Origin of the sequence: Halomonas alimentaria (genome assembly GCF_009902005.1) — a bacterium.
In the GTDB taxonomy this organism is placed as follows: Bacteria; Pseudomonadota; Gammaproteobacteria; order Pseudomonadales; family Halomonadaceae; genus Halomonas; species Halomonas alimentaria.
Genome location: NZ_WUTT01000001.1, coordinates 2,918,421 through 2,942,885, shown reverse-complemented (window position 1 = coordinate 2,942,885; position 24,465 = coordinate 2,918,421). Strand labels below are relative to the sequence as shown.

At 69.5% G+C, this 24,465-nt stretch carries 23 protein-coding genes; 8 read left to right on the top strand and 15 right to left on the bottom strand.

Features of this window, described 5'->3' with window-relative positions:
- Positions 1-143: 143 nt before the first annotated feature.
- The 4 genes from GRB96_RS13895 to GRB96_RS13880 all read right to left on the bottom strand — a co-directional run bounded on the left by GRB96_RS13895 (position 144) and on the right by GRB96_RS13880 (position 5,071).
- Positions 144-1,850, bottom strand: a complete 1,707-nt coding sequence (locus tag GRB96_RS13895; protein WP_161432679.1) for an AMP-binding protein — start codon at positions 1,848-1,850, stop codon at positions 144-146.
- Positions 1,851-1,977: 127 nt separating this feature from the next.
- Positions 1,978-2,781 (bottom strand): class II glutamine amidotransferase, encoded by an 804-nt coding sequence (locus GRB96_RS13890; protein ID WP_161432678.1) that lies wholly within the window; start codon positions 2,779-2,781, stop codon positions 1,978-1,980.
- Entirely contained in the window at positions 2,774-4,609 is a 1,836-nt protein-coding gene (locus GRB96_RS13885; protein ID WP_161432677.1) for a VWA domain-containing protein, read from the bottom strand. The genes GRB96_RS13890 and GRB96_RS13885 overlap by 8 nt, the downstream gene beginning before the upstream one ends.
- Before the next feature lie 33 nt (positions 4,610-4,642).
- On the bottom strand, positions 4,643-5,071 hold the full coding sequence (locus tag GRB96_RS13880) for a hypothetical protein (RefSeq protein WP_161432676.1): 429 nt from the start codon (positions 5,069-5,071) through the stop codon (positions 4,643-4,645).
- Positions 5,072-5,116: 45 nt separating this feature from the next.
- Between GRB96_RS13880 and GRB96_RS13875 the strand changes: the two genes are divergently transcribed.
- On the top strand, positions 5,117-7,204 hold the full coding sequence (locus GRB96_RS13875; RefSeq protein ID WP_161432675.1) for a S9 family peptidase: 2,088 nt from the start codon (positions 5,117-5,119) through the stop codon (positions 7,202-7,204).
- Between the two features lie 41 nt (positions 7,205-7,245).
- Here the strand turns inward: GRB96_RS13875 and GRB96_RS13870 are convergent, their stop codons facing one another.
- The 6 genes from GRB96_RS13870 to dnaX form a co-directional block, all read right to left on the bottom strand.
- Positions 7,246-7,692, bottom strand: coding sequence for a YcgN family cysteine cluster protein (locus GRB96_RS13870; protein WP_205743544.1), 447 nt, complete (start codon positions 7,690-7,692; stop codon positions 7,246-7,248).
- A gap of 212 nt (positions 7,693-7,904) precedes the next feature.
- Entirely contained in the window at positions 7,905-8,216 is a 312-nt protein-coding gene (locus GRB96_RS13865; protein WP_161432674.1) for a YcgL domain-containing protein, read from the bottom strand.
- A complete protein-coding gene (gene rnd, locus GRB96_RS13860) occupies positions 8,213-9,340 on the bottom strand; it encodes a ribonuclease D (protein ID WP_161432673.1) in 1,128 nt (375 codons plus the stop codon). The genes GRB96_RS13865 and rnd overlap by 4 nt, the downstream gene beginning before the upstream one ends.
- A 47-nt stretch (positions 9,341-9,387) precedes the next feature.
- Positions 9,388-9,993 carry a recombination mediator RecR gene (gene recR / locus GRB96_RS13855; RefSeq protein ID WP_161432672.1) on the bottom strand — a complete coding sequence of 202 codons (606 nt, stop codon included), beginning with the start codon at positions 9,991-9,993 and terminating at the stop codon, positions 9,388-9,390.
- A gap of 2 nt (positions 9,994-9,995) precedes the next feature.
- Entirely contained in the window at positions 9,996-10,325 is a 330-nt protein-coding gene (locus GRB96_RS13850) for a YbaB/EbfC family nucleoid-associated protein (RefSeq protein WP_161432671.1), read from the bottom strand.
- Between the two features lie 20 nt (positions 10,326-10,345).
- Positions 10,346-12,274 carry a DNA polymerase III subunit gamma/tau gene (dnaX, locus tag GRB96_RS13845; RefSeq protein ID WP_161432670.1) on the bottom strand — a complete coding sequence of 643 codons (1,929 nt, stop codon included), beginning with the start codon at positions 12,272-12,274 and terminating at the stop codon, positions 10,346-10,348.
- A gap of 159 nt (positions 12,275-12,433) precedes the next feature.
- Between dnaX and GRB96_RS13840 the strand changes: the two genes are divergently transcribed.
- Positions 12,434-13,399, top strand: coding sequence for a DNA-binding protein (locus GRB96_RS13840; RefSeq protein ID WP_161432669.1), 966 nt, complete (start codon positions 12,434-12,436; stop codon positions 13,397-13,399).
- Between the two features lie 3 nt (positions 13,400-13,402).
- Here the strand turns inward: GRB96_RS13840 and GRB96_RS13835 are convergent, their stop codons facing one another.
- The 5 genes from GRB96_RS13835 to GRB96_RS13815 all read right to left on the bottom strand — a co-directional run bounded on the left by GRB96_RS13835 (position 13,403) and on the right by GRB96_RS13815 (position 18,190).
- Positions 13,403-14,452, bottom strand: a complete 1,050-nt coding sequence (locus GRB96_RS13835) for a histone deacetylase family protein (RefSeq protein WP_161432668.1) — start codon at positions 14,450-14,452, stop codon at positions 13,403-13,405.
- A 14-nt stretch (positions 14,453-14,466) separates the two neighbouring features.
- A complete protein-coding gene (locus GRB96_RS13830) occupies positions 14,467-15,261 on the bottom strand; it encodes an ABC transporter ATP-binding protein (RefSeq protein ID WP_161432667.1) in 795 nt (264 codons plus the stop codon).
- The gene (locus GRB96_RS13825) at positions 15,258-16,139 is read right to left on the bottom strand and encodes an ABC transporter permease (RefSeq protein WP_161432666.1); all 882 of its coding nucleotides are present in this window, start codon (positions 16,137-16,139) and stop codon (positions 15,258-15,260) included. The genes GRB96_RS13830 and GRB96_RS13825 overlap by 4 nt, the downstream gene beginning before the upstream one ends.
- A gap of 47 nt (positions 16,140-16,186) precedes the next feature.
- The gene (locus GRB96_RS13820; RefSeq protein WP_240894176.1) at positions 16,187-17,149 is read right to left on the bottom strand and encodes an ABC transporter substrate-binding protein; all 963 of its coding nucleotides are present in this window, start codon (positions 17,147-17,149) and stop codon (positions 16,187-16,189) included.
- A gap of 132 nt (positions 17,150-17,281) precedes the next feature.
- Complete coding sequence (locus GRB96_RS13815) at positions 17,282-18,190, bottom strand: LysR family transcriptional regulator (protein WP_161432665.1); 909 nt, start codon at positions 18,188-18,190, stop codon at positions 17,282-17,284.
- A 116-nt stretch (positions 18,191-18,306) separates the two neighbouring features.
- On the opposite strand from GRB96_RS13815, the gene GRB96_RS13810 reads away from it, so the two are divergent.
- From GRB96_RS13810 to GRB96_RS13785, 6 genes are all read left to right on the top strand, one after another.
- Entirely contained in the window at positions 18,307-19,674 is a 1,368-nt protein-coding gene (locus tag GRB96_RS13810; RefSeq protein ID WP_161432664.1) for an aminotransferase family protein, read from the top strand.
- Complete coding sequence (locus tag GRB96_RS13805; protein WP_023006016.1) at positions 19,671-20,372, top strand: CoA transferase subunit A; 702 nt, start codon at positions 19,671-19,673, stop codon at positions 20,370-20,372. The genes GRB96_RS13810 and GRB96_RS13805 overlap by 4 nt, the downstream gene beginning before the upstream one ends.
- Complete coding sequence (locus GRB96_RS13800) at positions 20,362-21,015, top strand: 3-oxoacid CoA-transferase subunit B (protein WP_023006017.1); 654 nt, start codon at positions 20,362-20,364, stop codon at positions 21,013-21,015. Before GRB96_RS13805 ends, GRB96_RS13800 begins: the two co-directional genes overlap by 11 nt.
- The gene (locus GRB96_RS13795; RefSeq protein ID WP_161432663.1) at positions 21,015-22,304 is read left to right on the top strand and encodes an ArgE/DapE family deacylase; all 1,290 of its coding nucleotides are present in this window, start codon (positions 21,015-21,017) and stop codon (positions 22,302-22,304) included. Before GRB96_RS13800 ends, GRB96_RS13795 begins: the two co-directional genes overlap by 1 nt.
- Entirely contained in the window at positions 22,301-23,491 is a 1,191-nt protein-coding gene (locus tag GRB96_RS13790; protein ID WP_161432662.1) for an acetyl-CoA C-acyltransferase, read from the top strand. The genes GRB96_RS13795 and GRB96_RS13790 overlap by 4 nt, the downstream gene beginning before the upstream one ends.
- Positions 23,492-23,656: 165 nt before the next feature.
- Positions 23,657-24,460, top strand: a complete 804-nt coding sequence (locus GRB96_RS13785; RefSeq protein WP_240894175.1) for a transporter substrate-binding domain-containing protein — start codon at positions 23,657-23,659, stop codon at positions 24,458-24,460.
- The last annotated feature ends 5 nt before the right edge of the window (positions 24,461-24,465 follow it).

The following is a 24,465-nucleotide window of genomic DNA, read 5'->3' as shown; positions in this document are numbered from 1 at the left end:
ATCAATGGGTGTGTCTCACTATTGCGATCGCAAATGCCCACACCGCTCAAGGCTTTCCCGGCGACAGGCCTTCGAGGGGGCGCTGTGAATACTTCCTTGTACGCTACCTCGGCCGTCCCTGGTCCTCGGCCCCCCTCTCCGGCCTATCCCCGGCGCCTTTCGCTATCGCTACCCGTGCCGGCCTTCTCCCGCTCCTCGTCGCGGAGCTGGCGACGCAGGACCTTCCCCACATTGGTCTTGGGCAGCTCGTCACGCACCTCGACGGTGCGCGGGACCTTGTAGCCGGTGAGCTCCTTCTTGCACCAGGCGCGCAGCGCCTCGGGGTCGATCTCGGCACTGCCGCGGGGCACCACGAACAGCTTGATCGCCTCGCCGCTGGCCTCGTCGGGTACCCCCACCGCCGCCGACTCGAGCACGTCGGGGTGCTGGGCCACCACGTCCTCGATCTCGTTGGGATAGACGTTGAAACCCGAGACCAGGATCATGTCCTTCTTGCGGTCGACGATGCGGATATAGCCGTCCTCCTGGAGCACGGCGATATCGCCGGTATGGAACCAGCCCCCCTCGTCGATCACCTGGGCGGTCTCGTCATCGCGGTTCCAGTAGCCCTTCATCACCTGGGGACCCTGGACACAGAGCTCGCCCGCCTCGCCGAAGGCCAGGTCATTGCCGTCGGCATCCACCACCTTGACCCGGGTACCGGCCACCGGCTTGCCGATGGTCCCCAGCCGGATGGCATCCACCGGGTTGAAGCTGACCACCGGCGAGGTCTCGGTTAGCCCGTAGCCCTCGGCGATGTCGCAGCCGGTGACCTCCTTCCAGCGCTCGGCCACCGGCTTGGTCAGCGCCATGCCCCCGGAGATGGTCAGGTGCAGCCTGGAGAAGTCCAGCGAGCGGAAGTCCTCGCGGTTGCACAGCGCGTTGAACAGGGTATTGAGGCCAATGAAAGCGGTGAAGGGCACCTTGCGCAGCTCCTTGACGAAGCCCGGCAGGTCGCGCGGATTGGTGATCAGCAGCGAGTGGTTGCCGGTCTCCATCAGGAACAGACAGTTCACCGTGAAGGTATAGATGTGATACGCGGGCAGCGGCGCGATCACCACCTCATTGCCGTGATCGAGGCCAGGACCGATGGCCTGGCCGGCCTGGAGCATGTTGGCCACCAGGTTGCGATGGGTGAGCATGGTGCCCTTGGCAAGCCCCGTGGTACCGCCGGTGTACTGCAGCGCGGCGATATCATCGAGGTCGCGCTCCACGTCGTGGTGCTGGCGTGCGGCGCCCTCCTTCAGTGCCTGTCGCAGCGGCGTGTGTCCGGGAAGCCGGAAGGCCGGCACCAGCTTCTTGACGTGCTTGACCACCAGGTTGATCAGCGGCCGCCGGGGAAAGTCATGGAGGTCGGCCAGTTCGGTCACTACCACATGCTGGATATCGGTGCGCTCGAGGATCTTCTCGAGCTTGTCGGCCATGTTGGCGAGGATCACGATCGCCTTGGCGCCGGCGTCCTTGAACTGGTGGGCCATCTCCCGCTCGGTGTAGAGCGGGTTGGTGTTGACCACCACCAGGCCGGCACGCATGGCGCCGAACACCGCCACCGGAAACTGCAGCACGTTGGGCAGCTGGATGGCGATGCGGTCGCCCGGCTGCAGGGTGGTCTCGTGCTGCAGCCAGGCCGCGAAGTCGCCGGAGAGGCGATCCAGGTCGGCGAAGCTCAACGTCTGGCCCATGCAGCTGAAGGCCGGCTTGTCGGCATACTTGCCCACCGCGGCGTGGAAGATATCGGTGACCGAGCGGTACGCCTCCATGCCTTCGAGCTCGGGGCCTTCGAGAATGGGGGCGTGGGCATGTTCACTCATGACGTGTCTCCGCAATATCGCCGATGCGCCATCGACGCTTGTTGTTTTCCCGTGGCTACCTTACTACCGAGCCTGGAGCGCTGTAAAACGATCGATTCAAACTACCGTTTGCATCGCTCGTCAGCAACTATGCCGATGCCTGATGACTGCCGAAGCGCGCGCAGATCTGGCCGTCGCGCCACACCAGCAGCTCACCGGGCACCATGCGCTCCCAGGCCTCGTTGTCGGTCAGCGGCTCGGTGGCGATCACCGAGACAATGTCGTGGGTGGTGGTATGCTCGGCGAAATTCACCGTCAGCTCGGCGTCGGAGAGGCTGGCCCTGCCGAAGGGGGCTCGCCGGGTGATATGCGCCAGCTTCGTCGAGCAGAAGGTGTAGAGGTAGTCACCGTCGGCCAGCAGCAGGTTGAACACGCCCAGCCCCCGCAGCCGCTCGCAGAGCTGATGCAGCAGCCGCCACAGGCCCTCGCGCTGCTCGGCACTTTCCGGACGCTCCGGGAAGCGCTGGCGCAGCTCGCCGAGCAGCCAGCAGAAGGCGTGCTCGCTGTCGGTGTCACCCACCGGCCGGTAGAAGGTCAGCGGCAGCGATTGCCAGCCGGCGAGCTGGCCATTGTGGGCATAGCACCAGGGCTGACCCCACATCTCGCGCACGAAGGGGTGGGTGTTGGCCAGGCGCACCTGCCCCACGTTGGCCTGGCGGATATGGCTGATCACGATATGTGACTTGATCGGGTAGTCGCAGATCAGCCGGGCGATGGGCGAGCGCACCGAGGGGTGCGGGTCGCGGAAGTCGCGATAGCCGCCCTCCTCGTAGAAGGCGATGCCCCAGCCGTCGCGATGCGGTCCGGTGCCTCCACCGCGATGCAGGAAACCGGTAAAGCTGAAGCAGATGTCGGTCGGCACGTTGGCACTCATGCCCAACAGTTCACACATGGGGATCCTCCCGATGGGCGCGGTGTCGCTGGCGGCGGCGTCCACGCAGCATGAGCAGCAGGAGTGCCACCAGCAGCAGGCCTGCGGCCACGGCCCAGGCCAGCGGCCGAGCGGCCAGTGCCGCGAGGTGCGGCAGCCAGCTCGTGCGCCAGCGCTGGATGCCGGCCGCAACCAGTTCATTTAGGGTAGCGACGAGGCGTTCCACGGTACCATCGGACGCCTCGTCGGCGCTGCGCCCGGTGGTGAGGTCCTGATGGAAACGCTCCGAGGAGAGCTCGCCATCCGCGGCGGCGAGATCGAGGCCGGTGGCCGACTCGGCAAACAGCACCAGGCGTGGCAGGCGCAGCGCATGGGTCTCGCCCTCCAGCTCCACCTCGGCACCCAACAGCAGCGGACGACTGACGCTGTCGTCCAACTCGGGGAGCGCGATCGTCCAGCGTCGCTCGCCCAGCGGTTCGACGGCGAGGCGATCACCGGCGAGCTCGGCCCAGGGGCGGGTGTTGGCGTGCCCCAGCTCGGGGTGGCGCGCCGCCACCACTACCCGCTGCGACTCGGGCTCATGGCGGGCCACCAGGGGGGCCAGCAGGTTGATCGCCTGGACGCGCTGTCGGACAAAGCCCTCGGCCTCGGCGCTGATGACCAGGCTGGCGGTGCCGGGCAGCGAAGGAGGCCGCAGCACTCCGCGGAAGCGCCCACCGTCACGCGCAAGGGTCGTCGCCGACTGCACCTCACCGCCGTCGGCGATGAGTTCGGCGCGCAGCGCGAGCTCCTCGAGTTCGCCATCGAAGGGCAGACCATTGCGCGCAAGCCACGCCTCCACCGACAGCGGGAAGCCCAGGAAGGCCGTGGCCGGCAACTTGCCCGTACGCAGGGCCAGCGCCGAGGCGACCCCGATGCGACTCTCGTCGGTGATCTCGCCCTCGACACGCCACTCGCCGGGGCTGGGCTCGGGCACCCGCAGCAGGTCGAAGCGCGGCTCCACCTGCCAGCGACCGCCCGGGGGCGGAGTGGCGGCGCGATACTCGCTGCCGTCCGGGCCCACCAGTACCAGCGGCTCGGCGCCGGGCTCGTGGAAGAGCAGCGCCGAGAAGGACTCGATGCCCGGCTCGATGCGAAATTGCCCGTTCTCCAGGGGGATGCTGTCGGCGGGGAAGATGCGTTCGACGATATCCAGGAAGGCACCCAGCAGGCTCTCGGGAGAGGCCACCAGGGCCGGCAGGCCACCGGTCGTGCGCGAGAGCGATTCGACCAGCGCCATGTCGGCCTGGTCGGAGAAGGCGATGGCGTGGACGACCACCCCCTCGTCGGCCAGGCCCGGTGCCAGCTCGTCGAGCAGTCGCCGGCGCGAGGCGTCATCCACCCCGGGCTTGGCGCCGTGGGAGGGCGACAGGTCGATCACCCCATCGGTAAGAAGTACCAGATGACGCCAGCCGTCCGCCTCGGGGGCCGCGGCGCGGCGCACCGCGGCCTCGATATCGGTATAGGGCTGCACGCCGGCGAGGCGCGGACGCAGCTGGCGGGCGTCGGCGCGCCAGTCGCCATCCACCTCGCCCCGAGGCAGGGGGTTAGCCACGGTCTCGCCGAAGGTCCACACGCCGGCGGTGGTTCCCTCGGGCAGCAGCGAGACCAGCAGTTCCAGGGCGCTGGCGCTGAGCCGCTCGGGATCATTGGTGCGCATGCTGCCGGAGACGTCGATGATCACGCGCACTTCCGGCCGGCTCTCTACCGCCTGTGCCAATGCAGAAGGGGCCAGCAGCGCACACAGGCAGACAAGCACCAGCCAGCCGCCGATGCGTCGTCCTGCCAAGCCCCGGGCTCTGCTGGCCATCCTGGCCTCCTTATTCAATCACCCCTGGTCGAACTAGCCGATCACCGGCTCCCGGCGCTCGGCACCACGCCGATCGTCGGCATCATCCTCGGGCTCCTGCCTGACTTGCGCCCCGTCACGCCGCCTGCCGAGCCACCACAGCAGCAGTCCGAAGACAGCCCCCAGCCCCGCGCCCAGCAGCGTCAGGGTCAGGGCCGGCATCAACGCCTCGGCATTGCGTTCGAGAAAGGCCACCGTCGCCACGACCACCGCGGGCGCGAGGCCGGTATAGAAATCCCCCTCCTCGAGCAGCGGCAGGCGGAAGCGCGCCGGCATCCACATCACACCCGCCACCAGCCAGGTGATCGGCAGCCGCAGCAGGCGTGGCAGGAAGGCCAGCCCCAGGTAGCCGGTGAGCAACACCACCAGCGACAATACGCCGTAGCTCAGCCATAGTAGGCTCATCGATTCGGTAATAGGCATTGCCACCTCACTTTTCTCTCATTCGAGTATGGTACATCCCGCGCCATGAAAGCACAGCCGCCGCAGCACCCCGACCGCCCCCTTTCCTCACCGGTTTCTCGCTTCCGTCGTCCCGACGACCCCGAGTGGCACTGGCTGGAGGCGCGCGAGGACCCGGAGGTAACCGGCTTCCTGGAGGCCGCCAACGCCGAGTGCGATGCCTGGTTCGCCCCGCTGGAGGACCTCGTCGAGCGCCTCTACCACGGCCACCTGGCGCGTCGCGAGCTCGCCGTCCACGGCCTGCGCACGCCGCTGGACCACTATACCTACTGGAGCGAGACCGCCGCCGATGCCGACTATCCGGTGTGGTGGCGCCACCCCAATGGCAAGCCCGACCGCGCCGCGCCCTTCCTCGACCTGGAGGCCCGCGCCGCGGCCCACGACTTCCTCGAGCTCGGCGACATGGCCCTGTCGCCTGACGAGCGCTGGCTGGCCTGGACCGAGGACACCACCGGCGACGAGATGTTCGACCTCTTCCTGGCCCGACTCCCCGACGGCGACCCCGTGCGCCTGCTGGAGGGCATCGGCGCCGAGCTGAGCTGGGCCGAGGACGATGCCACCCTGCTGTTTACCCGCTACGACGCCACCCAGCGCCCCGAGAGCGTATGGCGCCTGGGGCTGACCGAGGGCGAGGCGGACGAACCCGTGCTGGTGCTGCGCGAGGAGGACCCGGAGTTCTGGCTGGGCCTGGGCAAGACCCGCTCCCGGGAGTGGCTGGTGCTGGAGAGCGCCTCCAAGGACACCAGCGAGTGCCACCTGATACCGGCCCATGCCCCGGCCACGCCACCGCGCTGCTTCCGTCCCCGGGAGAGCGGCGTGGAGCTCGCCCTGGACCATCGCCCCGGGCACTTCTACCTGCTGCACAACCGCGGCGCGACCCATTTCCGCCTCGACCGGCTGGCGGAGTCGCGCCTCGACAGCGGCGCCGACGCCGAAAGCTGGCAACCGCTGATCGCCCACCGCGACAGCCATACCCTGGAGGACGTCGACGCCTTCAGCTGGGGGCTGGTGATCACCGAGCGCGACCATGACGAGGCCCAGGTGCACCTGAGGGTCATGGAGTTCGATCCCGACCACGCCGTCACCCGGGACGAACGCCTGCCGCTGCCGGAAACGCCATGCAGTCTGGCGCTGGGCGACGAGCCCCACTTCGACAGCCGCCGCCTGCGCCTGCGTGAAGAGTCCTTCGTGCTGCCGGTCAGCTGGATCGAGCACGACCTGGACAGTGGCGCGCGCCGCCTGCTCAAGCAGCAGCCGATCCACGGTGACCTCAGGCCCGAGCAGCTCGCCTGCGAGCGGCTGTGGGCGTCCTCCCACGACGGCGAGCGCATCCCGGTCTCGGTGGTGATGCGCGCCGACCTGGTCGGACACCCGTTGCCGACCCTGCTCTATGGTTACGGCGCCTACGGCGAGGTGCTGGATCCCTGGTTCTCGGTGGCCCGCCTGGAGCTGCTCTCCCGCGGCGTGGCCTTTGCCGTGGCCCACGTGCGAGGCGGTGGCGACCGTGGCGAGCCCTGGTACCTGGCCGGCAAGCTCGAGCACAAGGCCAACAGCTTCCGCGACTTCCTGGCCGCACGCGACGCCCTGGTGGAGCACGGCATCGGCGACGGCGAGCGCATCGCAGCCTACGGAGCCAGCGCCGGCGGCCTGCTGGTGGGTGCCAGCCTCAACCTGGCACCGGAGGCCTTCTGTGCGGCGGTGCTCGACGTGCCCTTCGTGGACGTGCTGCGCACCATGGAGAACCCCGACCTGCCGCTGACCACCGCCGAATACACCGAGTGGGGCAACCCCGACGACCCCGATGCCCGGCGGCGCATCGGCGCCTACTCACCGCTGGACAACCTCGCCAAGGCCCCCTACCCCACGCTGTTCCTGCAGGGCAGTTGGCACGACACCCGGGTGCCCTACTGGGAGCCGGCCAAGCTCTATGCGCGGCTTACCGAACTGGGCAGCGCACGCGGGCCGGTGCTGCTGCGCACCGACATGGCCGCCGGCCACGGCGGTGCCTCGGGTCGCTTCAAGGCATGGCACGACGGCGCCCGCCAGGACGCCTATATCCTCTGGGCGCTGGGCGTGGTGCACCTCGAAGCCTAGCCTGCCGCGCAACGGGGGAGCCGAGGGCTGCCCCCGGACAATCAATCGATGGGTATCACCGCGATGATGTGGTCCTCGTAGTGCTCCTCGGGGACCCCGCGGCTGGAGACGGCGAAGCTGCGCACGCTGACGCCCTTGCGATGGACGCGCTCGGGGTCACCGCTGAGCAGCGGATGCCAGGCGGCCAGCTTGCGCCCCTCGGCGACCCGACGGTAGGCGCAGGAGCGCGGCAGCCAGCGAAACTCATCCACCCGCTCCGGCGTCAGCTGGGTGCACTCCGGCACCCGCGCCAGACGATTGGGATAGTCGCTGCAGCGGCAACTGTGGATATCCAGCAGCTCGCAGGCCAGGTTGAGCACCGCCAGTTCGCCGGTCTCGTCATCCTGGAACTTGAGCAGGCAGCACTGGCCGCAGCCGTCGCAGAGCGCCTCCCACTCCTCGGCGGTGAGCTCCTCGAGGGGATACTGCTCCCAGAAACGTTCTCGCATGGCACCTTCCAGTCATCCTGCTGAAGAGCAGGCATCTCGGGGCTGACCCGGTGACAGGCCCCGGAGCGCCGGACCGTCGAGGAGGCGCTGTGAATACCTCCCTGTACGCTACCGACGCCTTCCCTGGCGTAGGACCTCCTCTTCGGCCTGCCCCCGGCGCCCCTGGGTTAAGAGGGGTTCCCGCAGCTTCGCGCGGCATCGGGCGAGGTCAATCAATAGCGCGCCTCGGTGGGGGTGCGGTAGAGATCCAGCAGGTACTCCTCCTTGGCGGGGGGCATCTGCAGGTAGAACCCCTTGTCGCGGATCGCCTGCATCACCTCGTCGGCGCGGGCACGGCCCAGCCGCTTCTCGGGGCTGAGGATCAGCGTCATGGCCGGTTGCGGCTTGCCGAAGCGCGCAAGCAGCGGCTCGGGCACGCGCTCCACGCCCTCGCGCTTGTCGACGTAGAGATACATCTCCTCCTTGAGCGGACTCTTGAACACCTGGCACAGCAGGCGATTGCCGGACATCCGGTCATCACTCATCGGGGCAGCTCCTCCAGGGCCTTCACCAGGCCCGTGTTCAGGCGCTCACCGCGCCAGCCCTGCGGCAGCGGTGGGGCTTCTCCCTCCAGGTGGGCGGTCAGCAGGGCTTCCAGGTCGCGGCGCCGCAGCAGCACCTCCGGGGCCAGCCCAAGCGCCTCGGCCTCGGCATTGACCACCTTCTTCAACGCCTTGATGCCGCGCTTGAACTCGGGCTCCATGGGTGACGGCAGCTCTCCGGGCAACTCGGCCGCGTCGCAATGCCGCGCCTCGGCTACCAGGGCCAGCAGGGTATCGCCGTCGCGCTTGACCAGGCTCGGCTTGACGTCCTCGAGCCGCGATAGCTCGAAGCGGTTCTCCGGCATCGCCTCGGCGATGGCGAACAGCACACGGTCGTGAACCAGCCAGCCCCGCGGCAGGTTGCGGGCACGTGCCTCGCCTTCGCGCCAGGTGGTCAGTCGCCGGTAGGCCTCGATCTGGCGTGGCGCCAGGCGCCACAGCTGGCGCTGGCGCAGGTACCACTGGCCGTCGGCAGCCACGCTGCGCTCGGCCTGGGCCAGCATCGCCTCGCCGTCGGCCTCCAGCCAGTCGCGGCGCCCCAGGCGCTCGAGCTCGCGGCACTGCTGCTCCCACACCTGCACCAGGTAGACCACATCCAGGGCGGCGTACTGGCGCTGTGTCTCGGAGAGCGGGCGCACCAGCCAGTCGGAGCGGGTCTCGTCCTTGGGCAGGCTCTCGCCGACCCAGTGCTCCACCAACTTCTGGTAGCCCATGGCGGGATTGTCGCCGAGCAGCCCCTGGGCGACCTGGGTATCCACCAGCGGACGCGGTGTCACCCCGGCCCAGCGCGTGAAGACTTCCAGGTCCTCGCTGGCGGCGTGAAGCAGCTTGAGCGGGCCCTCGGCCAGCAGGCGGCGGAAGGCATCGGTGCAGGCCACGGCCTGGGGGTCGACCAGCCAGGCCGGGCCTCCGGCGGAGAACTGGATCAGCGCCGGCACCGGGTAGAAGGTGTTCTCGCGGAAGAACTCGGTATCCAGGGCGATGACATCGGCGTCGGCCACCGCCTGGCAGGCGGCATCCAGGGCCTCGGGGGTATCGATCCAGTGAATCTCGGGGGTCAGGGGCATCGGGGTTCCGGCAGTGTTGAAAGGGAATGAGGCGAGCGGGCGTGGGCTCAGTCGCCTCGGAACGGCAGGCGGCCATTGAAGGCGCGGCTCAGGGTGCCACCATCGACATACTCCAGCTCGCCACCCATGGGCACGCCATAGGCGAGGCGCGACAGGCGTACGCCGTGGGCCGTGAGCTGGGCGGCAATATAGTGGGCGGTGGCCTCGCCCTCGACCGTGGGGTTGGTAGCGAGTATCACCTCCTCGACCCCCTCCTCGGCGACCCGCGACTCGAGAGCGTCGAGGCCCAGGTCCTCGGGGCCGATGCCGTCGAGGGGCGAGAGATGGCCGTGCAGCACGAAGTAGCGGCCGCGATAACCGCCGGCCTCCTCGATGGCGAGCTGGTCGGCGGGCGACTCCACCACGCAGAGCAGGCCATCGTCACGACGGGTGCTCTCGCACAACGCGCATACCTCATCCTCGGTGAGGGTGCGACAGCGCCGGCAGTAGCCGACGCGCTCCAGGGCATCCTCGAGCACCGCGGCCAGGCGCCGCCCACCGTCGCGGTCGCGCTCCAGCAGGTGCATGGCCATGCGCTGGGCGGTCTTGGGCCCCACGCCGGGCAGCACCCGCAGCGACTCCATCAGTTTCTCGATGAGGGGTGAAAAGCTCATCGTCAGAACGGCATCTTGAAACCGGGCGGCAAGTTCAGGCCAGCGGTCGCCTCTTCCATCTTGGCCTTGGAGTTGGCCTCGACCTTGCGCACGGCATCATTCACCGCGGCGGCCAGCAGGTCCTCGAGCAGTTCCTTGTCCTCCTCCATGACGCTCTGGTCGATATCCACCTTGCTGACATCGTGGCGGCCATTCATGGTCACCTTGACCATGCCCGCGCCCGCCTCACCCAGCACCTCGGCGCGGGCGACCTCCTCCTGGACGCGCTGCATCTTCTCCTGCATCTCCTGGGCCTGCTTCATGATGTTGCCCATTCCACCTTTATTGAACATGGTGTGTCCTCTCTGGTCGTCTAATGTAGGTCGCCGGCGGGTTTCACCGTGGACTCGATCAGCCGGGCGCCGAAGGCCTGCTGAAGTTGCTGTACATGGGGGTCGCTCCCCAGCGCCTCAACCGCGGCGGCATGACGCTGGGCCGCCAGACGTTCGGCCTGCTGGCGGGGAGTCTCGAGGCTCGACGGAATCTCGCCCTCCTCGACCACCAGCCGGCGCGGGACACCGTGCTCGGCCAGGGCCTGCTGCATGCGCTCGATATGGATCTCGGCGCGCATGGCGGAAAGGGTCGGGTCGAGGCGCAGCTTCAGCCGCTCGCCGTCATCCTCCTCCACCACACAGCCGGCGGCCAGGTTGCGGGTCAGGCCACCCAGGCCCAGCGCCTCGAAGCCGGCCAGCCAGTCGGCGTGGCTGAAGCGACCATCCGCTGCGTTTGACACCGCCGCCGGCTCGGGTTCCGCAGCGTCGGGGCCTGCGGCCTGGTCGGCCGATGGGGCGGCAGGCGGTGGGGTATCCTCGACGGGGGCGGAGGGCTCGAGCGGTGCCGCGTCGACGGGCGGCGTTGGCGGCCGGGATGCCGCAGGCTCTGGCTCTGGCTCTGGCTCTGGCTCTGGCTCTGGCTCTGGCGGCGATGATGTTGCCGGGCCCGACTCGGGTGCCGGTTCGGCCTCGACCCAGGGCGGCGATGGTTCCCGGGAGCTCGATTCGGAAGCCGGCTCCGCAGACGCCCCGGACGGGGGCGCCCCGCCAGCCGCCAGCCCCTCCGACTGGTCGGCAGACGGCGTCGACCCACCCTCCCCGGGCGCACCACGCAGCGGCAGTGGCGTCGTCGCCGGCCGGGGCACGCCCTGGGGGCGAAAGGCCAGCATGCGCAGCAGGGTCATCTCGAGCGCGGTACGCAGGTCCGGGGCACTGGCCATGTCGCCACGCCCCTGGATACCGATCTGGTAGTAGAGCTGCACGTCCTCGGCGGTGAACCGCGAGGCGAGCGCCAGCAGCGCCTCGCGATCCCCCTGGGCGTTGTCCAGGGCCTCGGGCACCATTTGGGCGATGGCCAGCCGGTGCAGCACGGCGGTCACCTCGTCGAGCACGCCGGCGAAGTCCGGGGCACGCTCGGCAAGGTTCGCCACCTCGGCGAGCAGCCGCGCGGCATCCACCTCCGCCAGGGCCTCGACCAGCGCCAGCACATGGCGCTGGTCGAGGGTGCCCAGCATGGCCGCCACGTCGGCATGCTCGACGCGCCCCTGGCCGAAGGCGATGGCCTGGTCGGTGAGGCTCATGGCATCGCGCATGGAGCCCTCGGCGGCCCGCCCAAGCAGCCACAGGGCGCTCTCCTCGAAGGACACCGACTCGGCCTCGAGCACCTTGGCGAGGTGCTCGACGATGCGCTCCGGCGGCATGTGCTTGAGGGTGAACTGCAGGCAGCGTGACAGCACCGTGGGGGGCAGCTTCTGCGGGTCGGTGGTGGCCAGCAGGAACTTCACATGGGGTGGCGGCTCCTCCAGGGTCTTGAGCAGCGCATTGAAGCTGCTGGTGGAGAGCATGTGCACCTCGTCGATCAGGTACACCTTGTAGCGACCCTGGGTCGGCGCGTACTGCACGTTGTCGAGCAGCTCGCGGGTGTCCTCCACCTTGGTGCGCGAGGCAGCGTCCACCTCGATCAGGTCAACGAAGCGCCCCTCGTCGATGGCCCGGCAGCTGTCGCACTCGCCGCAGGGAGTGGAGGTCACGCCCTCGTCGCCCCGCCCACCGGCGGTGCAGTTGAGGCACTTGGCGAGGATGCGCGCCAGGGTCGTCTTGCCCACCCCGCGGGTGCCGGTGAACAGGTAGGCGTGATGCAAGCGCCCCTGGTCCAGCGCATTGACCAGTGCCCGCTGGACGTGCTCCTGGCCGACCAGTTCATGGAAGGTGCGCGGTCGCCACTTGCGGGCCAGAACCTGATAGCTCATGCGGCGCGATATCCTTGCGGGAAAACGAAAGCCGGCGAGGCCGGCATGAAGCCTTCATTCTAGCGCCCGGGGGACGCCGCGGAAAGCGAGCCACCATGCCCGCCGCCGCGCGGCTGTGCTAGTCTGGCCGCCACTGGCCATTACAGGGACGACGACACCATGAGCCAACCCCAAGACCCCGCCCACGCCACCGCATCGCTCACCTATGCGCAGGTCGCCGCCGCCGCCGAGAATCTGGAGCAGCGTGGTGCCGAGCCGACCCTGCAGCGGGTGCTGGAGCTGCTCGGCACCGGCTCGCCCAACATCGCCCAGCGACACCTGAGCACCTGGCGTGACGCCCGTACTGTCCCCGAGCCGCCTGCCCCGCGGCTCCCCGCGGGGCTGATCGACGCCCTGGAACGGGAGCTGGCGGCGCATGCCGAGAGCGGCCTGAGCGAGGGCCAGCGACTGGCTGAGGAGGCGCGCGCCGATGCCACCACCCTGGCCGAGATCGGCGAGGCCCTGGAGCGACGCAATCTCGAGCTGGAGCGGCGTCTCGAGCAGGTCGAGCGCGAGGCCAGGGCCACCAGCGAGCGCTGCAGCGCCCTGCAGGCCGAACGCGACGGCCTGCGCGATGAGCTGGAGCGAGAGCAGCAGCTGGCCCGGGAGGCTCAGGAGGGGCTGATTCAGCACCGCCAGCAGGTGGCCATGCTGCGCGAGCAGCTGGACGAGGCCCAGCAGGCGCGCCTGAGCGCCGAACGCGAGACGCGTGCCGTGGACGAGGAGCGAATCAAGGCCGAACGTGCCCAGGCCGTGGCGGAGAGCCAGCGCGACGGCGCCCTGGAACAGGCTCGCGAGAAGGCCGAGCAGATCGGCCAGCTCAAGCGTGAGATCCAGGAGGAGCGCGCCCGTCAGCGCCAGGAAGTCACCGAGATGCGCGCCGAGCAGAAGGCACGCCTGGACGCCGTGGAGCGCGCCAAGCAGGAGGCGCAGAAGCAGGCCCAGGAAGCCGCCCAGCGGGCCACCAAGGCGGAGATCCGTGCCGAGGCGCTGCAGGCCACCCAGAGCGCCCTCAAGTCCCGCATGGACGCCATGCAGGTGCAGCAGCGCCAGCGCGGCATGCGCTCACAGGGCGAGCGGGAGTAGGCCCTACCCCCGCTTCGCGGCCTGGCCCTGCTCGAAGCCGCCGAGCACGTTGGCCACGTTGGTGCCGATCTCCGCCACCGCATAGCCGCCCTCCATCAGTACCAGGGTGGGCAGGCCCAACGCCGCCAGACGGCGGCCCATCTCGGTGAAGTCTTCGCTTGCCAGGGTGAAGGCGCTGATCGGGTCGCCCGCGAAGGTGTCCACCCCCAGCGACACGATCAGCAGCTCGCAGCCCGCCTCGCGGATACGCTCCTTGGCGGCCTCCAGCACGTGGAACCAGACTTCGGCGCTGCTGCCTTCCGGCAGCGGATAGTTGACGGTATAGCCCGCCCCGTCGCCCTCGCCCACCTCATCGGCATGGCCCATGAAGTAGGGGAAGCAGGTCATGGGGTCGCCGTGGATCGACACGAACAGCACATCGCTGCGCCGCTCGAAGATCTGCTGGGTACCGTTGCCATGGTGGAAGTCCACATCGAGGATCGCCACCCGTGACAGGCCCGCGTCCAGCGCCCGCTGGGCGGCGACCGCGGCATTATTGAAGAAGCAGTAGCCGCCGAACTGGTCCACGGCGGCATGATGCCCCGGCGGACGGCACAGCCCGAAGGCCGGCTCACCACTCGCCAGCACATGGTCCAGCGCCGAGAGCGCCACGTCCTTGCTGGCCATGGCCGCCTCGAAGGTACCCGCACAGATCGAGGTATCCGCCCCCAGGGCGTAGTGCCCCAGGCGCCCGTCGACGCAGCTGGGAATGCGCCGCCCCGGCATGGTCCGGGTAGGCCAGACCCAGGCGATCGCCTCGCCCTCGCGACCCAGCGCCCGCCAGTCATCCCAGCAGCTCGCCAGGAAGTCGACGTAGTCGGCGTCATGTACCGCCAGCACCGGTGCCAGGCCGTGCTCGGCGGGCGAGAACACCTCGCCGACCCCCGCCTCGCGCAGGCCCGCGAGGATCATGTCGACCCGCTCCGGGCACTCCCAGGGCGGCACCAGCTGGCCGCCATCGAGTTCCGTGCGTGCCCGGCGCGCCTTGGTGGCGTCTGAATGATAGATACGCATGGTTTGTGCCTCCTTCAGCCCAGCAGCAGCGAATCGTCGTCGACCTGCTCGCCGCGGGCCCGCTCGAAGAGCCTGAGCAGGTCCGGTACATCGAGCCCCTCGCGCTCCTCGCCCTTGACGTCGAAGGCCACCTCGCCCTGGTCCATCATGATGGTGCGATGGCCCACGTCCAGCGCCTGGCGCATGCTATGGGTGACCATCAGGGCGGTGAGACGCTGTTCGCGAATGATATCGGCGGAGAGCTCCAGTACGAAGCTGGCGATGCGCGGGTCCAGCGCCGCGGTATGCTCATCCAGCAGCAGGATCTCCATGGGCTGCAGCGCCGCCATCAGCAGGCTGACCGCCTGGCGCTGGCCGCCGGAGAGCAGTCCGATGCTGTCGTGAAGGCGATTCTCCAGCCCCAGACCCAGGCGCGCCAGGTTGTCGCGAAGGCGGCTGCGCAGGCTGGCGTCAAGGGCCCGCCCCAGGCGCCGACGCCGCCCGCGGGCGAAGGCCAGGGCCATGTTCTCCTCGAGGGTCAGGGTACTGCAGGTGCCGGCCAGCGGGTCCTGGTAGACCCGCGCCACCAGGTCGGCACGCTTGAAGGCCGCCAGGCGCGTGACGTCGCGCCCGCCGATCAGCACCCGCCCGGGCTGGGCGATGATCTCCCCGGCCAGCACGTTGAGCAGCGTCGACTTGCCGGCGCCGTTGCCGCCGATCACGGTGACGAACTCGCCCTCGTCGATGGTCAGGTCGATGCCCTTGAGGACGTGGTTCTCGAGCGGCGTACCGGGATTGAAGGTGACGTGGATATCCTGTAACTCGATCATGCGCTACGTCTCCTGAGCTTGAGTCGCGGGAGCACCAGCGCGAAGCCGACCAGCAGGGCGGTGACCAGGTTGAGGTCCTGGGCCTTCAGGCCGATGAAGTCGGCGTTGAGGGCCACCGCCACCATCAGGCGGTAGAGGATGGAACCGAAGATGCAGGCCAGGGTGGCCACCAGGATGGTGCGCCCGGGGATCAGCGACTGCCCGCCGATCACCGCCGCCAGCCCCACCACGATGGTGCCCACGCCCATGGTCACGTCGGCGCTGCCCTGGCTCTGGGCGAACAGCGCCCCGCCCAGCGCCACCAGGGCGTTGGAGAGCGCCATGCCGGCCAGCACCATCACCGAGGTGTTGATGCCGTTGCCCGAGGCCATGCGCGCGTTCTCGCCGGTGGCGCGCATCGCCAGGCCCACCTCGCTGTTGAGGAAGCGGTTGAGCAGCGCGGTGACCACCGCCAGCCCCGCCAGGATCGCCAGCGGATAGACGATGTAGCGGCTCATCGGCAGCGACTCCAGCGGGGTGAAGATGGTGCTCTCGGTGAGCAGGGCGATGTTGGGTCGCCCCATCACCCGCAGGTTGATGGAGTAGAGCGCGATCATCGACAGGATCGACGCCAGCAGGTTGAGGATCTTGAGCTTCACCGCCATCCAGGCGGTGACGATGCCGGCCATGCCGCCGGCGACCACCGCCAGGGCGGTGCCCACCCAGGGGTTGCCCCCGCCGACGATCCATACCGCCGCCACGGCGGCGCCCAGCGGGAAGCTGCCGTCGACGGTGAGGTCGGGGAAGTCGAGGACGCGGAAGGAGAGATAGACGCCGAGGGCGACGAAACCGAAGATGAGGCCAAGCTCGATGGCCCCGAGAAACGCGATAAGACTCATGAATGCTTTCCGTGACGGGGAGGGTCACCCCTCCCCGGTGACATGCCTCAGTCGAAGATCTCGACCGCCTGCTCCTCGAACTCGGCCGGGATCTCGTAGCCGATCTGCTCGGCGGCGCCGCGGTTGAGGATCAGCTCCAGCTTCTCCACGGTGCCCACCGGCAGGTCGCCGGCCTTCTCGCCGTCCAGGATGCGCGCCATCATCTCGCCGGTCTGGCGGCCCATGTCGTAGTAGCTGAAGCCCAGCGAGGCCAGGGCGCCACGCTCCACCGAGGAGTTGTCGCCGGTGAACACCGGGATGTCGGCGTCGTAGCTGACCTTGAGCACGCTCTCGAGGGCGGAGACCACGGTGTTATCCACCGGCACGTAGATGGCGTCGACGCGACCGGCCAGGCTGCGTGCCGCGCCCATCACCTCGGAGGTGCGCGAGGCGGTCACCTCGACCAGCTCGAAGCCGAGCTCGGGGGCCATGGCCTGGAGCTTCTCGGCCTGGGAGACGGAGTTGGCCTCGCCGGGGTTGTAGAGGACGCCGAGCCGCTCGGCCTCGGGGAACATGTCGCGGATCAGCTGCAGCTGCGCCTGGAGCGGCGGCGCGTCGACCACGCCGGTGATGTGGCCGCCGGGGGCGTCCATGTCGCTCACCAGCTTGGCCAGCAGCGGGTCGGTGACCGCGGTGAAGACGATGGGGGTGTCGTCCTGCAGCGCCGCGGCCGCGGCCTGGGCCGAGGGGGTGCTGATCGCCAGCACCATGTCGGGGCGCTCGCCAGCGAACTTTCGGGCGATCTGGGCGGCGATGGTGGGATTGCCCTGGGCGTTCTGGAAGTCGATCGCGAGGTTCTCGCCCTCCACATAGCCGCGCTCGGCCAGCTCGTCCAGCGCCCCCTGGCGGCTGGCATCCAGCGCCGGATGCTCGACGATCTGGGTGATGCCCAGGTTGACGGTCTCGGCCTGGGCCACCCCGGCCATCAGCATGGAGCCCAGCACCGCGGAGAGGATTCGACGCCGCATCATGGTGTTCCCTCGTTCTTGTGGAGTGGATAACGAGCCTGCACCTTAGCGCGCTTCCCCGCCGCGGCCAATACGTCCTGCCAACGAACGACCGTTTTCCCACCCCTTTCAGGCGCCCTCCCCGGCCCCGACGGTTCAGGGGGAATAGTCCGCCAGCAGCTCCCGGCCACGGTCGCGCAGGAAGGCCAGCACCCGGGAGTCACGCCACTCGTGGCGATAGACCAGGCCGAAGTCGAAGCCCATGACCGGCGTGAAGGGGCGCACCACCACCCCCGCGTGGCACCCCAGCTGGTCGTGGACGGTGATGGGGTTCATCACCGTGATGCCCGCGCCGCCGGCCACCAGCGCCGTGATGGTGCCGATGTTGGCCTCGGTCTTGCCGGCGATGCGCACCCCGTGCTGGGCCAGCAGCTCCAGCAGGGGGTTGCTGGCGAGGCTCGGCTGGTTGCTGATCACCAGGTGCTGGTCGGCCAGCGCCGTGACGTCCACCGCGTCCTGTGCCGCCAGGGGGTGTGACGCCGGCAGCAGGCAGACCGCCTGGGTGGTGAGCAGCGCCTCGACGTTCAGCTGGGGCGAGGTGGCCGGCAGGGTGATGAAGCCGATGTCGGCGTGGCTGGACTCCACCGCCGCCTGCACCTCATGACTGGACATCATGTCGAGGCTCACGCTGAAGCGACGGTTCTCCAGCAGCGACGCCACCAGGCGCGGCACGAAGCCGAAGGAGAGGCCGGGGATCGCCGCGATGCGCAGCCGCGAGGTGCCGAACTCCTTGAGCGCCAGGACGCTGTGGCGGAGCTCCTCGATATTGCCCATCAGGCGCAGGATCTCGTCGTAGAGCTCGCCGGCCTCCGGCGTGGCCACCAGGCGGTTCTTCTCGCGATGGTAGAGGCTCAGGCCCAGGTCCTCCTCGAGCCTGGCCAGCGAGCGGCTGACCCCGGACTGCGTCATGCCCAGGGTGCGCGCCGCCTGGGAGGCGCTGCCCGCCTCGAACAGGGTCTTGAAGACGGCCAGCGCCTTCAGCGAGTGGAGGGAGACATCTGCCATGACTTCAACTCATCGAATTGGCTTTAAATATCATATATTGAAATATTCTGGAGCGACTACCTAGACTGACCTCATCCGACACACGCCTTCTCAACAACAACCATCAGGGCACCAGGATGACCGCATCCCCCCTCTTCTATCAGGGTGGCACCGACCTGCCGGAGGTCAGCCACGGCCAGGGCATCACCCTCTGGGACACCCAGGGCAAGGACTACCTCGACGGCTGCGCCGGCGCCATCTGCTGCAACCTGGGCCATGGCCGTCAGGACATCCGTGACGCCATGCTGGCCCAGCTCGACCGCGTCGCCTTCACCTATCGCACCCAGTTCGAGAATGCCCCGGCGCTGGCGCTGGGGCGTGCCCTGGTGGATCTCACCGGCGGCGCCCTGCAGAAGGTGTTCTTCGTCTCCGGCGGCTCCGAGGCCGTGGAGTCGGCCCTCAAGCTCGCGAGGCAGTACGTCGTCGCCACCGGCCAGCCGCAACGCCGGCGCTTCGTATCGCTGCGCCCCTCCTACCATGGCAGCACCCTGGGGGCGCTGGGCGTCACCGGCTATCACCCCCTGGAGGCCCCCTTCGCCGAGCTGACCCACGCCTCGCTCAAGGTGCCGGGGCCGGACCTCTACCGCCATAGCGATGCCAGCGACGAGGCCCACATCGACCGAGTGCTGGCCGAGACCCGCGCGGCCATGGAGGCCGCCGGGCCCGAGACCCTGATCGGCGTGGTGCTGGAGCCCATCGGCGGCGCCAGCACCGGCGCCCGGCTGCTAGGCGAGCGCTACCTCAAGGGGATGCGTACGCTGTGCGACGAACTCGGCTGCCTGCTGATCCTCGACGAGGTGCTCACCGGCGTGGGCCGCACCGGCGCCTGGTTCGCTTACCAGCACTATGGCGTGACCCCCGACCTGCTGGCCACCGCCAAGGGGCTGGGTGCCGGCTACTACCCGGTGGGCGCCCTGCTCGCCCGCGACGACATCGTCGCGGCGGTGATGGAGAGCGGCGGCTTCCAGCATGGCCACACCTACGCCGGCAACCCGCTGGCCTGCGCCACCGCGCTGGCCGTGATCGAGGCGATCCGCCGCGAGGACCTGCTGGAGAACGCCCGGGCGCGGGGGGCAGAGCTCGGCGCCGGCCTGCGCTCCCTCGCCGAACGCCATCCCTGGGTGGGCGACGTACGCGGCCTGAGCCTGCTGTGGGGGGTGGAGCTGGTGGCCGACCCGGTGACCCGCGAGCCCTTCCCCGCCGCGCAGCAGCGCTTCGCCCAGATCACCGCCCTGGCCCGGGAGGAGGGGCTGCTGGTCTACCCCCGCCGCACCCTGGATGGCGTCGCCGGCGACCACTTCCTGGTCACCCCGCCGCTGACCATCGGCGCCGACGAGGTGGCGCTGCTGCTCGAGCGGCTGGGGCGTGCCATGGCACGCTTCGAGCGCTCGCTGGAGGCGGATGACACCCTGACGGTCCCCACGACGGAGGCGCGCCCCTCATGACACGACTCGACCAGAAGGTGTGCGATATCGAGGCGGCGGTGGCCGACATCCCCGAGGGCGCCACCATCATGGTGGGTGGCTTCGGCTCGCCGGGTACCCCCTTCGCGCTGCTCGACGCCCTGCTCGCCAGCGGCCAGGGCGGGCTCACCCTGATCAAGAACGACGCCAACGAACCCGGCATCGGCATCGGCAGGCTGATCGAGGCCGGCCGCGTGCGGCGCCTGATCACCTCGCACCTGGGCCTCAACCGCACCGCCATCGAGGCGATGAACGCCGGGCGGCTCGAGGTGAGCTTCCACCCCCAGGGGCTGCTCGCCGAGAAGATCCGCTGCGCCGGCGCCGGCCATGGGGGCTTCCTCACCGACATCGGCCTGGGTACCGAGATCGCCGTCGGGCGCCGGGAGCTCGAGCTCGACGGCCGGCACTGGGCCATCGAGCCCGCCCTGCACGCCGACGTCGCCTTGGTGCATGCCGAGCGGGCCGACCGCTACGGCAACCTGATCTATCGCGCCACCGCCGGCAACTTCAACCCGCTGATGGCCATGGCCGCGGACCAGGTGATCGCCCAGGCCTATCGCCTCGACGCCCCGGGCGAGCTGCCCATCGACGCCATCCACACCCCCTGCGCCTTCGTCAGCCGGGTGGTGCAGGTCGAGCGTGCCACCAGCGAACAGGGAGTGCGCCCCCATGGCCTCTGATACCCAGCGCATCCTGGCTCGGGCCGCCCGGGAGGTGCTTCCCGGCCAGATCGTCAACCTCGGCATCGGCCTGCCGACCCGCCTCTTCTACCACCTGCCCGACGACCTGGAGGTGCTGGTGCACTCGGAGAACGGCGTGCTGGGCTGCCGCCCGCGGCGCGAGGGCGAGCCGCCGGACCACGACATGATCGACGCCGGCGGGGCCTACATCACCACCCGCCCCGGGGCCAGCGTCTTCGACAGCGCCACCTCCTTCGCCATGATCCGGCGCAGCCGGGTCGACATCACCTTCATGGGCGCCTTCGAGGTGGATGCCGCCGGCAACCTGGCCAACTGGAAGATCCCCGGCAAGTTCTCGCCGGGCATCGGCGGCGCCATGGAGCTGGCCCAGAAGGTCAGGCGGCTGGTGGTGCTCTGCTCCCACAACGACAAGCAGGGCAACCCCAAGATCCTGGCGCGCTGCCGCCTGCCGCTCACCGCCAGCGGCTGCGTGTCGCGCATCATCACCGACAAGGCGGTGATGGACGTGACCGCGGAGGGACTCGCCGTGGTGGAGATCGCCGAGGGGCTCGACCCCGCGGACCTTGAGGCGGCCACCGAGGCGCCGCTGCTCATCGATAGATCACGGCTGGGGAGGTTCTGATGCTGGACGCCACCGAGACACGCATCGTCGAGGCCTGCGAGGCGCTGATGGACGACACCCTGGCGCTGACCCGCGACTTGGTGCGCGGCTACAGCGTGCTGGGCCAGGAGCAGGGGGCGCTGGACACCATGGAGGCGTGGTTCGCACGGCTCGACCTGCCGCTGGACCGGGTACCGCTGGATGCCCCGGGCTTCGCCGACCACCCGCACCGCGCCCCCACCGAGTGGGACAATGCCGGGCGCTACAACCTGGTGTCGCGGCTCAACCCCGAGGCCGAGGGCCCGCACCTGGTGTTCAACGGCCACCTGGACGTGGTGCCCGCCGAGCCCACCGACATGTGGACCCGTCCGCCCTGGGAGCCCTGGGAGCAGGACGGCTGGCTCTATGGCCGCGGCGCCGGCGACATGAAGGCCGGCATCGCCGCCATGGTGATGGCGGTGGCGGCGGTGCGCCGGGCCGGGGCGAGCATCGACTTCCCGCTGACCCTGCAGACGGTGATCGAGGAGGAGTGCACCGGCAACGGCGCCCTGGCCTGCCTGCACCAGGGCTACGGCGGCGACTTCGTGCTGATCCCCGAGCCCTTCGGCGCCCGGATCTACAGCGGCCAGGTGGGGGTACTGTGGTTCCGGCTCTATCTCGAGGGCCTGCCCGCCCATGTGCTGGATACGTCCGCCGGCCGCAACGCCATCGAGACCCTGCAGCTCTACCTGCCGGCGCTCAAGGCGCTGGAGGCTGAGATCAACGCCCTGCCGCGCCCGGCGCCCTACGCAGGCCACCCCCACCCCTTCAACCTCAGCATCGGCCGGATCGAGGGGGGCAACTGGGCCTCCAGCGTGCCGGCCCATGCCGTGCTCGAGGGGCGGGTCGGCTTCCCCCCGGGCATGTCCCCGGACGACGCCATGGCACGGGTGCGCGAGGCGATCGCCGCCCGCCACGCCGAGCTCGACGACGCCACCCCGCCGCCGCGGGTGAGCTTCCACGGCTTCCGCTCCGAAGGGCACCTGGTCGACCTCGACACCCCGGGCATCCGGCTGCTCTCGGCGTGCCACGAGGCGCTGCTCGGGGAGCCGCCGGCCCACTACCTCTCCACCTGCACCACCGACCTGCGCGCCTTTCATGTCTCCGGGGGGATCAACGGCACCTGCTACGGCCCGGTGGCCGAGCGCATCCACGGGGTGAACGAGTGCGTCAACATCGCCTCCATCCGCCAGGTGCTGACCACCTATGCGCTGTTCCTCCACCGCTGGGGACGGCAGGCCACGCAAGCACAAGAGGAGCCGAGCGCATGAAGGACGCCTATATCGCCGACTACGCCCGCAGCGGCTTCAGCCGCGCCCATCCCCGCAAGCCGGAGGTGGACGCCTGGGCCGATACCCGCGGCGACGCCCTGCTGGCCGGGGTGATCGACGCGCTGCTCGAACGCCAGGACCTCGACGGCGCCGCCGTCGAAGACCTGAGTGTGGGCTGTGCCCTGCCGGTGAAGGAGCAGTGGGGCTTCGGCGGCCGCTATCCGCTGTGGCTCGCCAAACGCCTGGGGGAGCGAGGCCGCGGCTGCGCCAGCCGTCAGATCGACCAGCAGTGCGGCTCGGGGCTGGCCGCCCTGCGCAGCACCGCCCGGGAGATCCAGGCCGGGGCGATCGAGGTGGGCCTCGCCGGCGGCTTCGAGAACATGACCCGGGTGCCCATGGGGCCGGCGCTCTTCAAGGAAGGCGTGCTGACCAGCCCCGCCGCGCTCCAGCAGGCTCCCTGGCTCGAGCTCGACGTGGCCCTGAACATGGGCCTGACCGCCGAGCGTCTGGCCGATTCTGCGGGCATCGAGCGCGAGGCCATGGACGCCTTCGCCCTGGCCTCCCACCAGAGGGCCGCGGCGGCCGATGCCGCGGGACGCTTCGACGACGAGCGACTGGTCCTGACCAACGCCGAGGGCGAACCGGTCGCCCGGGACGCCAATATCCGCGCCGACACCAGTGCCGAGCGGTTGGCCGGCCTCGACCCGGTATTTCTGGAAGGCGGCAAGGTCACCGCCGGCAACAGTTCGCCGCTCACCTCCGGGGCCGCCGCCGCCTTGCTGATGTCCGAGCACGCCCTGGCGCGCCATGACGCCAGGCCCCTGGCCCGGGTGGTGGGCGTGGCCGATTGCGGCGTCGCCCCGGAGCGAATGGGCGCCGGTGCGGCCGCCGCCATTTGCCGCGTGCTGCAGCAGACCGGCCTCCACGTCGAGAATATCGATATCTGGGAGATCAACGAGGCCTTCGCCGCCGTGCCGCTGCACGCCATGGCTGAGCTGGCACTGGACCCCGAGCGGGTCAACGTCTGGGGCGGCGCGCTGGCGCTCGGTCATCCGCTCGGCGCCACCGGCATCCGGCTCGCCGGCACCCTGGCACGCATTCTGCCAGTCGAAGGCAGACGCTACGGCTGTGCGGCCGCCTGCATCGGTGGCGGCCAGGGCATCGCCGTGATCCTCGAGCGCGTATGACAGGCGCCGCTGGCGCCTGCTAGTTTCGACTATCCCACTTCGCTGTCGGGAAAGGAGGTCACCACCGTCAGTCAGTGCTTCGTCGCGGGCCGCCCCGGCGTCCCGTGCCCCCGAAGAGGCTCACCCGAGCCAACACCCACCCACGACAACAAGCAGGTATCGAACATGACAATGCACAACAACCGCCTTGTTCGCCCCCTTGTCGGCACCCTGGTCCTGCTGGGCGCCGTCACCCTCGCCACCCTCCCGGCCCAGGCACGGGACCTCCCAGCCATCCAGGAGGATGTGTTCCAGGTCGCCAACTCCGGCGCCTACCCGCCCTTCAGCTTCGTCAACACCGACGGCGAGCTGGTCGGCTTCGATGTGGACATCGCCGAGGCCCTGGCCGAGAAGATGGACGTCGAGGTCAACATCCAGACCTCGCCCTGGAACGGCATCGTCGCCGCCCTGGCCGGTGGTCGCTTCGACGCCTGCATCTGCAGCATGAGCGCCACCGAGGAGCGCCAGAAGGCGGTCGACTTTACCGACCCCTACTACAGCTCCGGCCTCTCGATCTGGGTGCGGGAGGAGACCGACGACGTCGCCAGCATCGCCGACTTCGAGGGCAAGCGGGTCGGCTCGACCCTCGGCGAGACGGGCAACCAGTGGGCCACCGAGAAGGCCGACGGCCGCTGGCGCAACCAGACCTTCCAGGGGCTGCCGGACATGCTCAACGCCCTCACCACCGGGCGCATCGACGTGATGGTGGCCGATGACATCCCGGTCTATGTGGCGCTCAACGAGGACGACCTGCCCATCAAGCAGGTCGACGTCGGCGAGCTGCCGCGCTTCCCGGCCGCCATCGCCGTCCAGAAGGGCTCACCGGAGCTCAGAGTGGCGCTCAACGAGGCACTAGCCGAGATCCGCGCTGACGGCACCTACCAGGAGATCGTCGACACCTGGATCGGCCAAGGCGTCGATTTCAACTGAGGCCC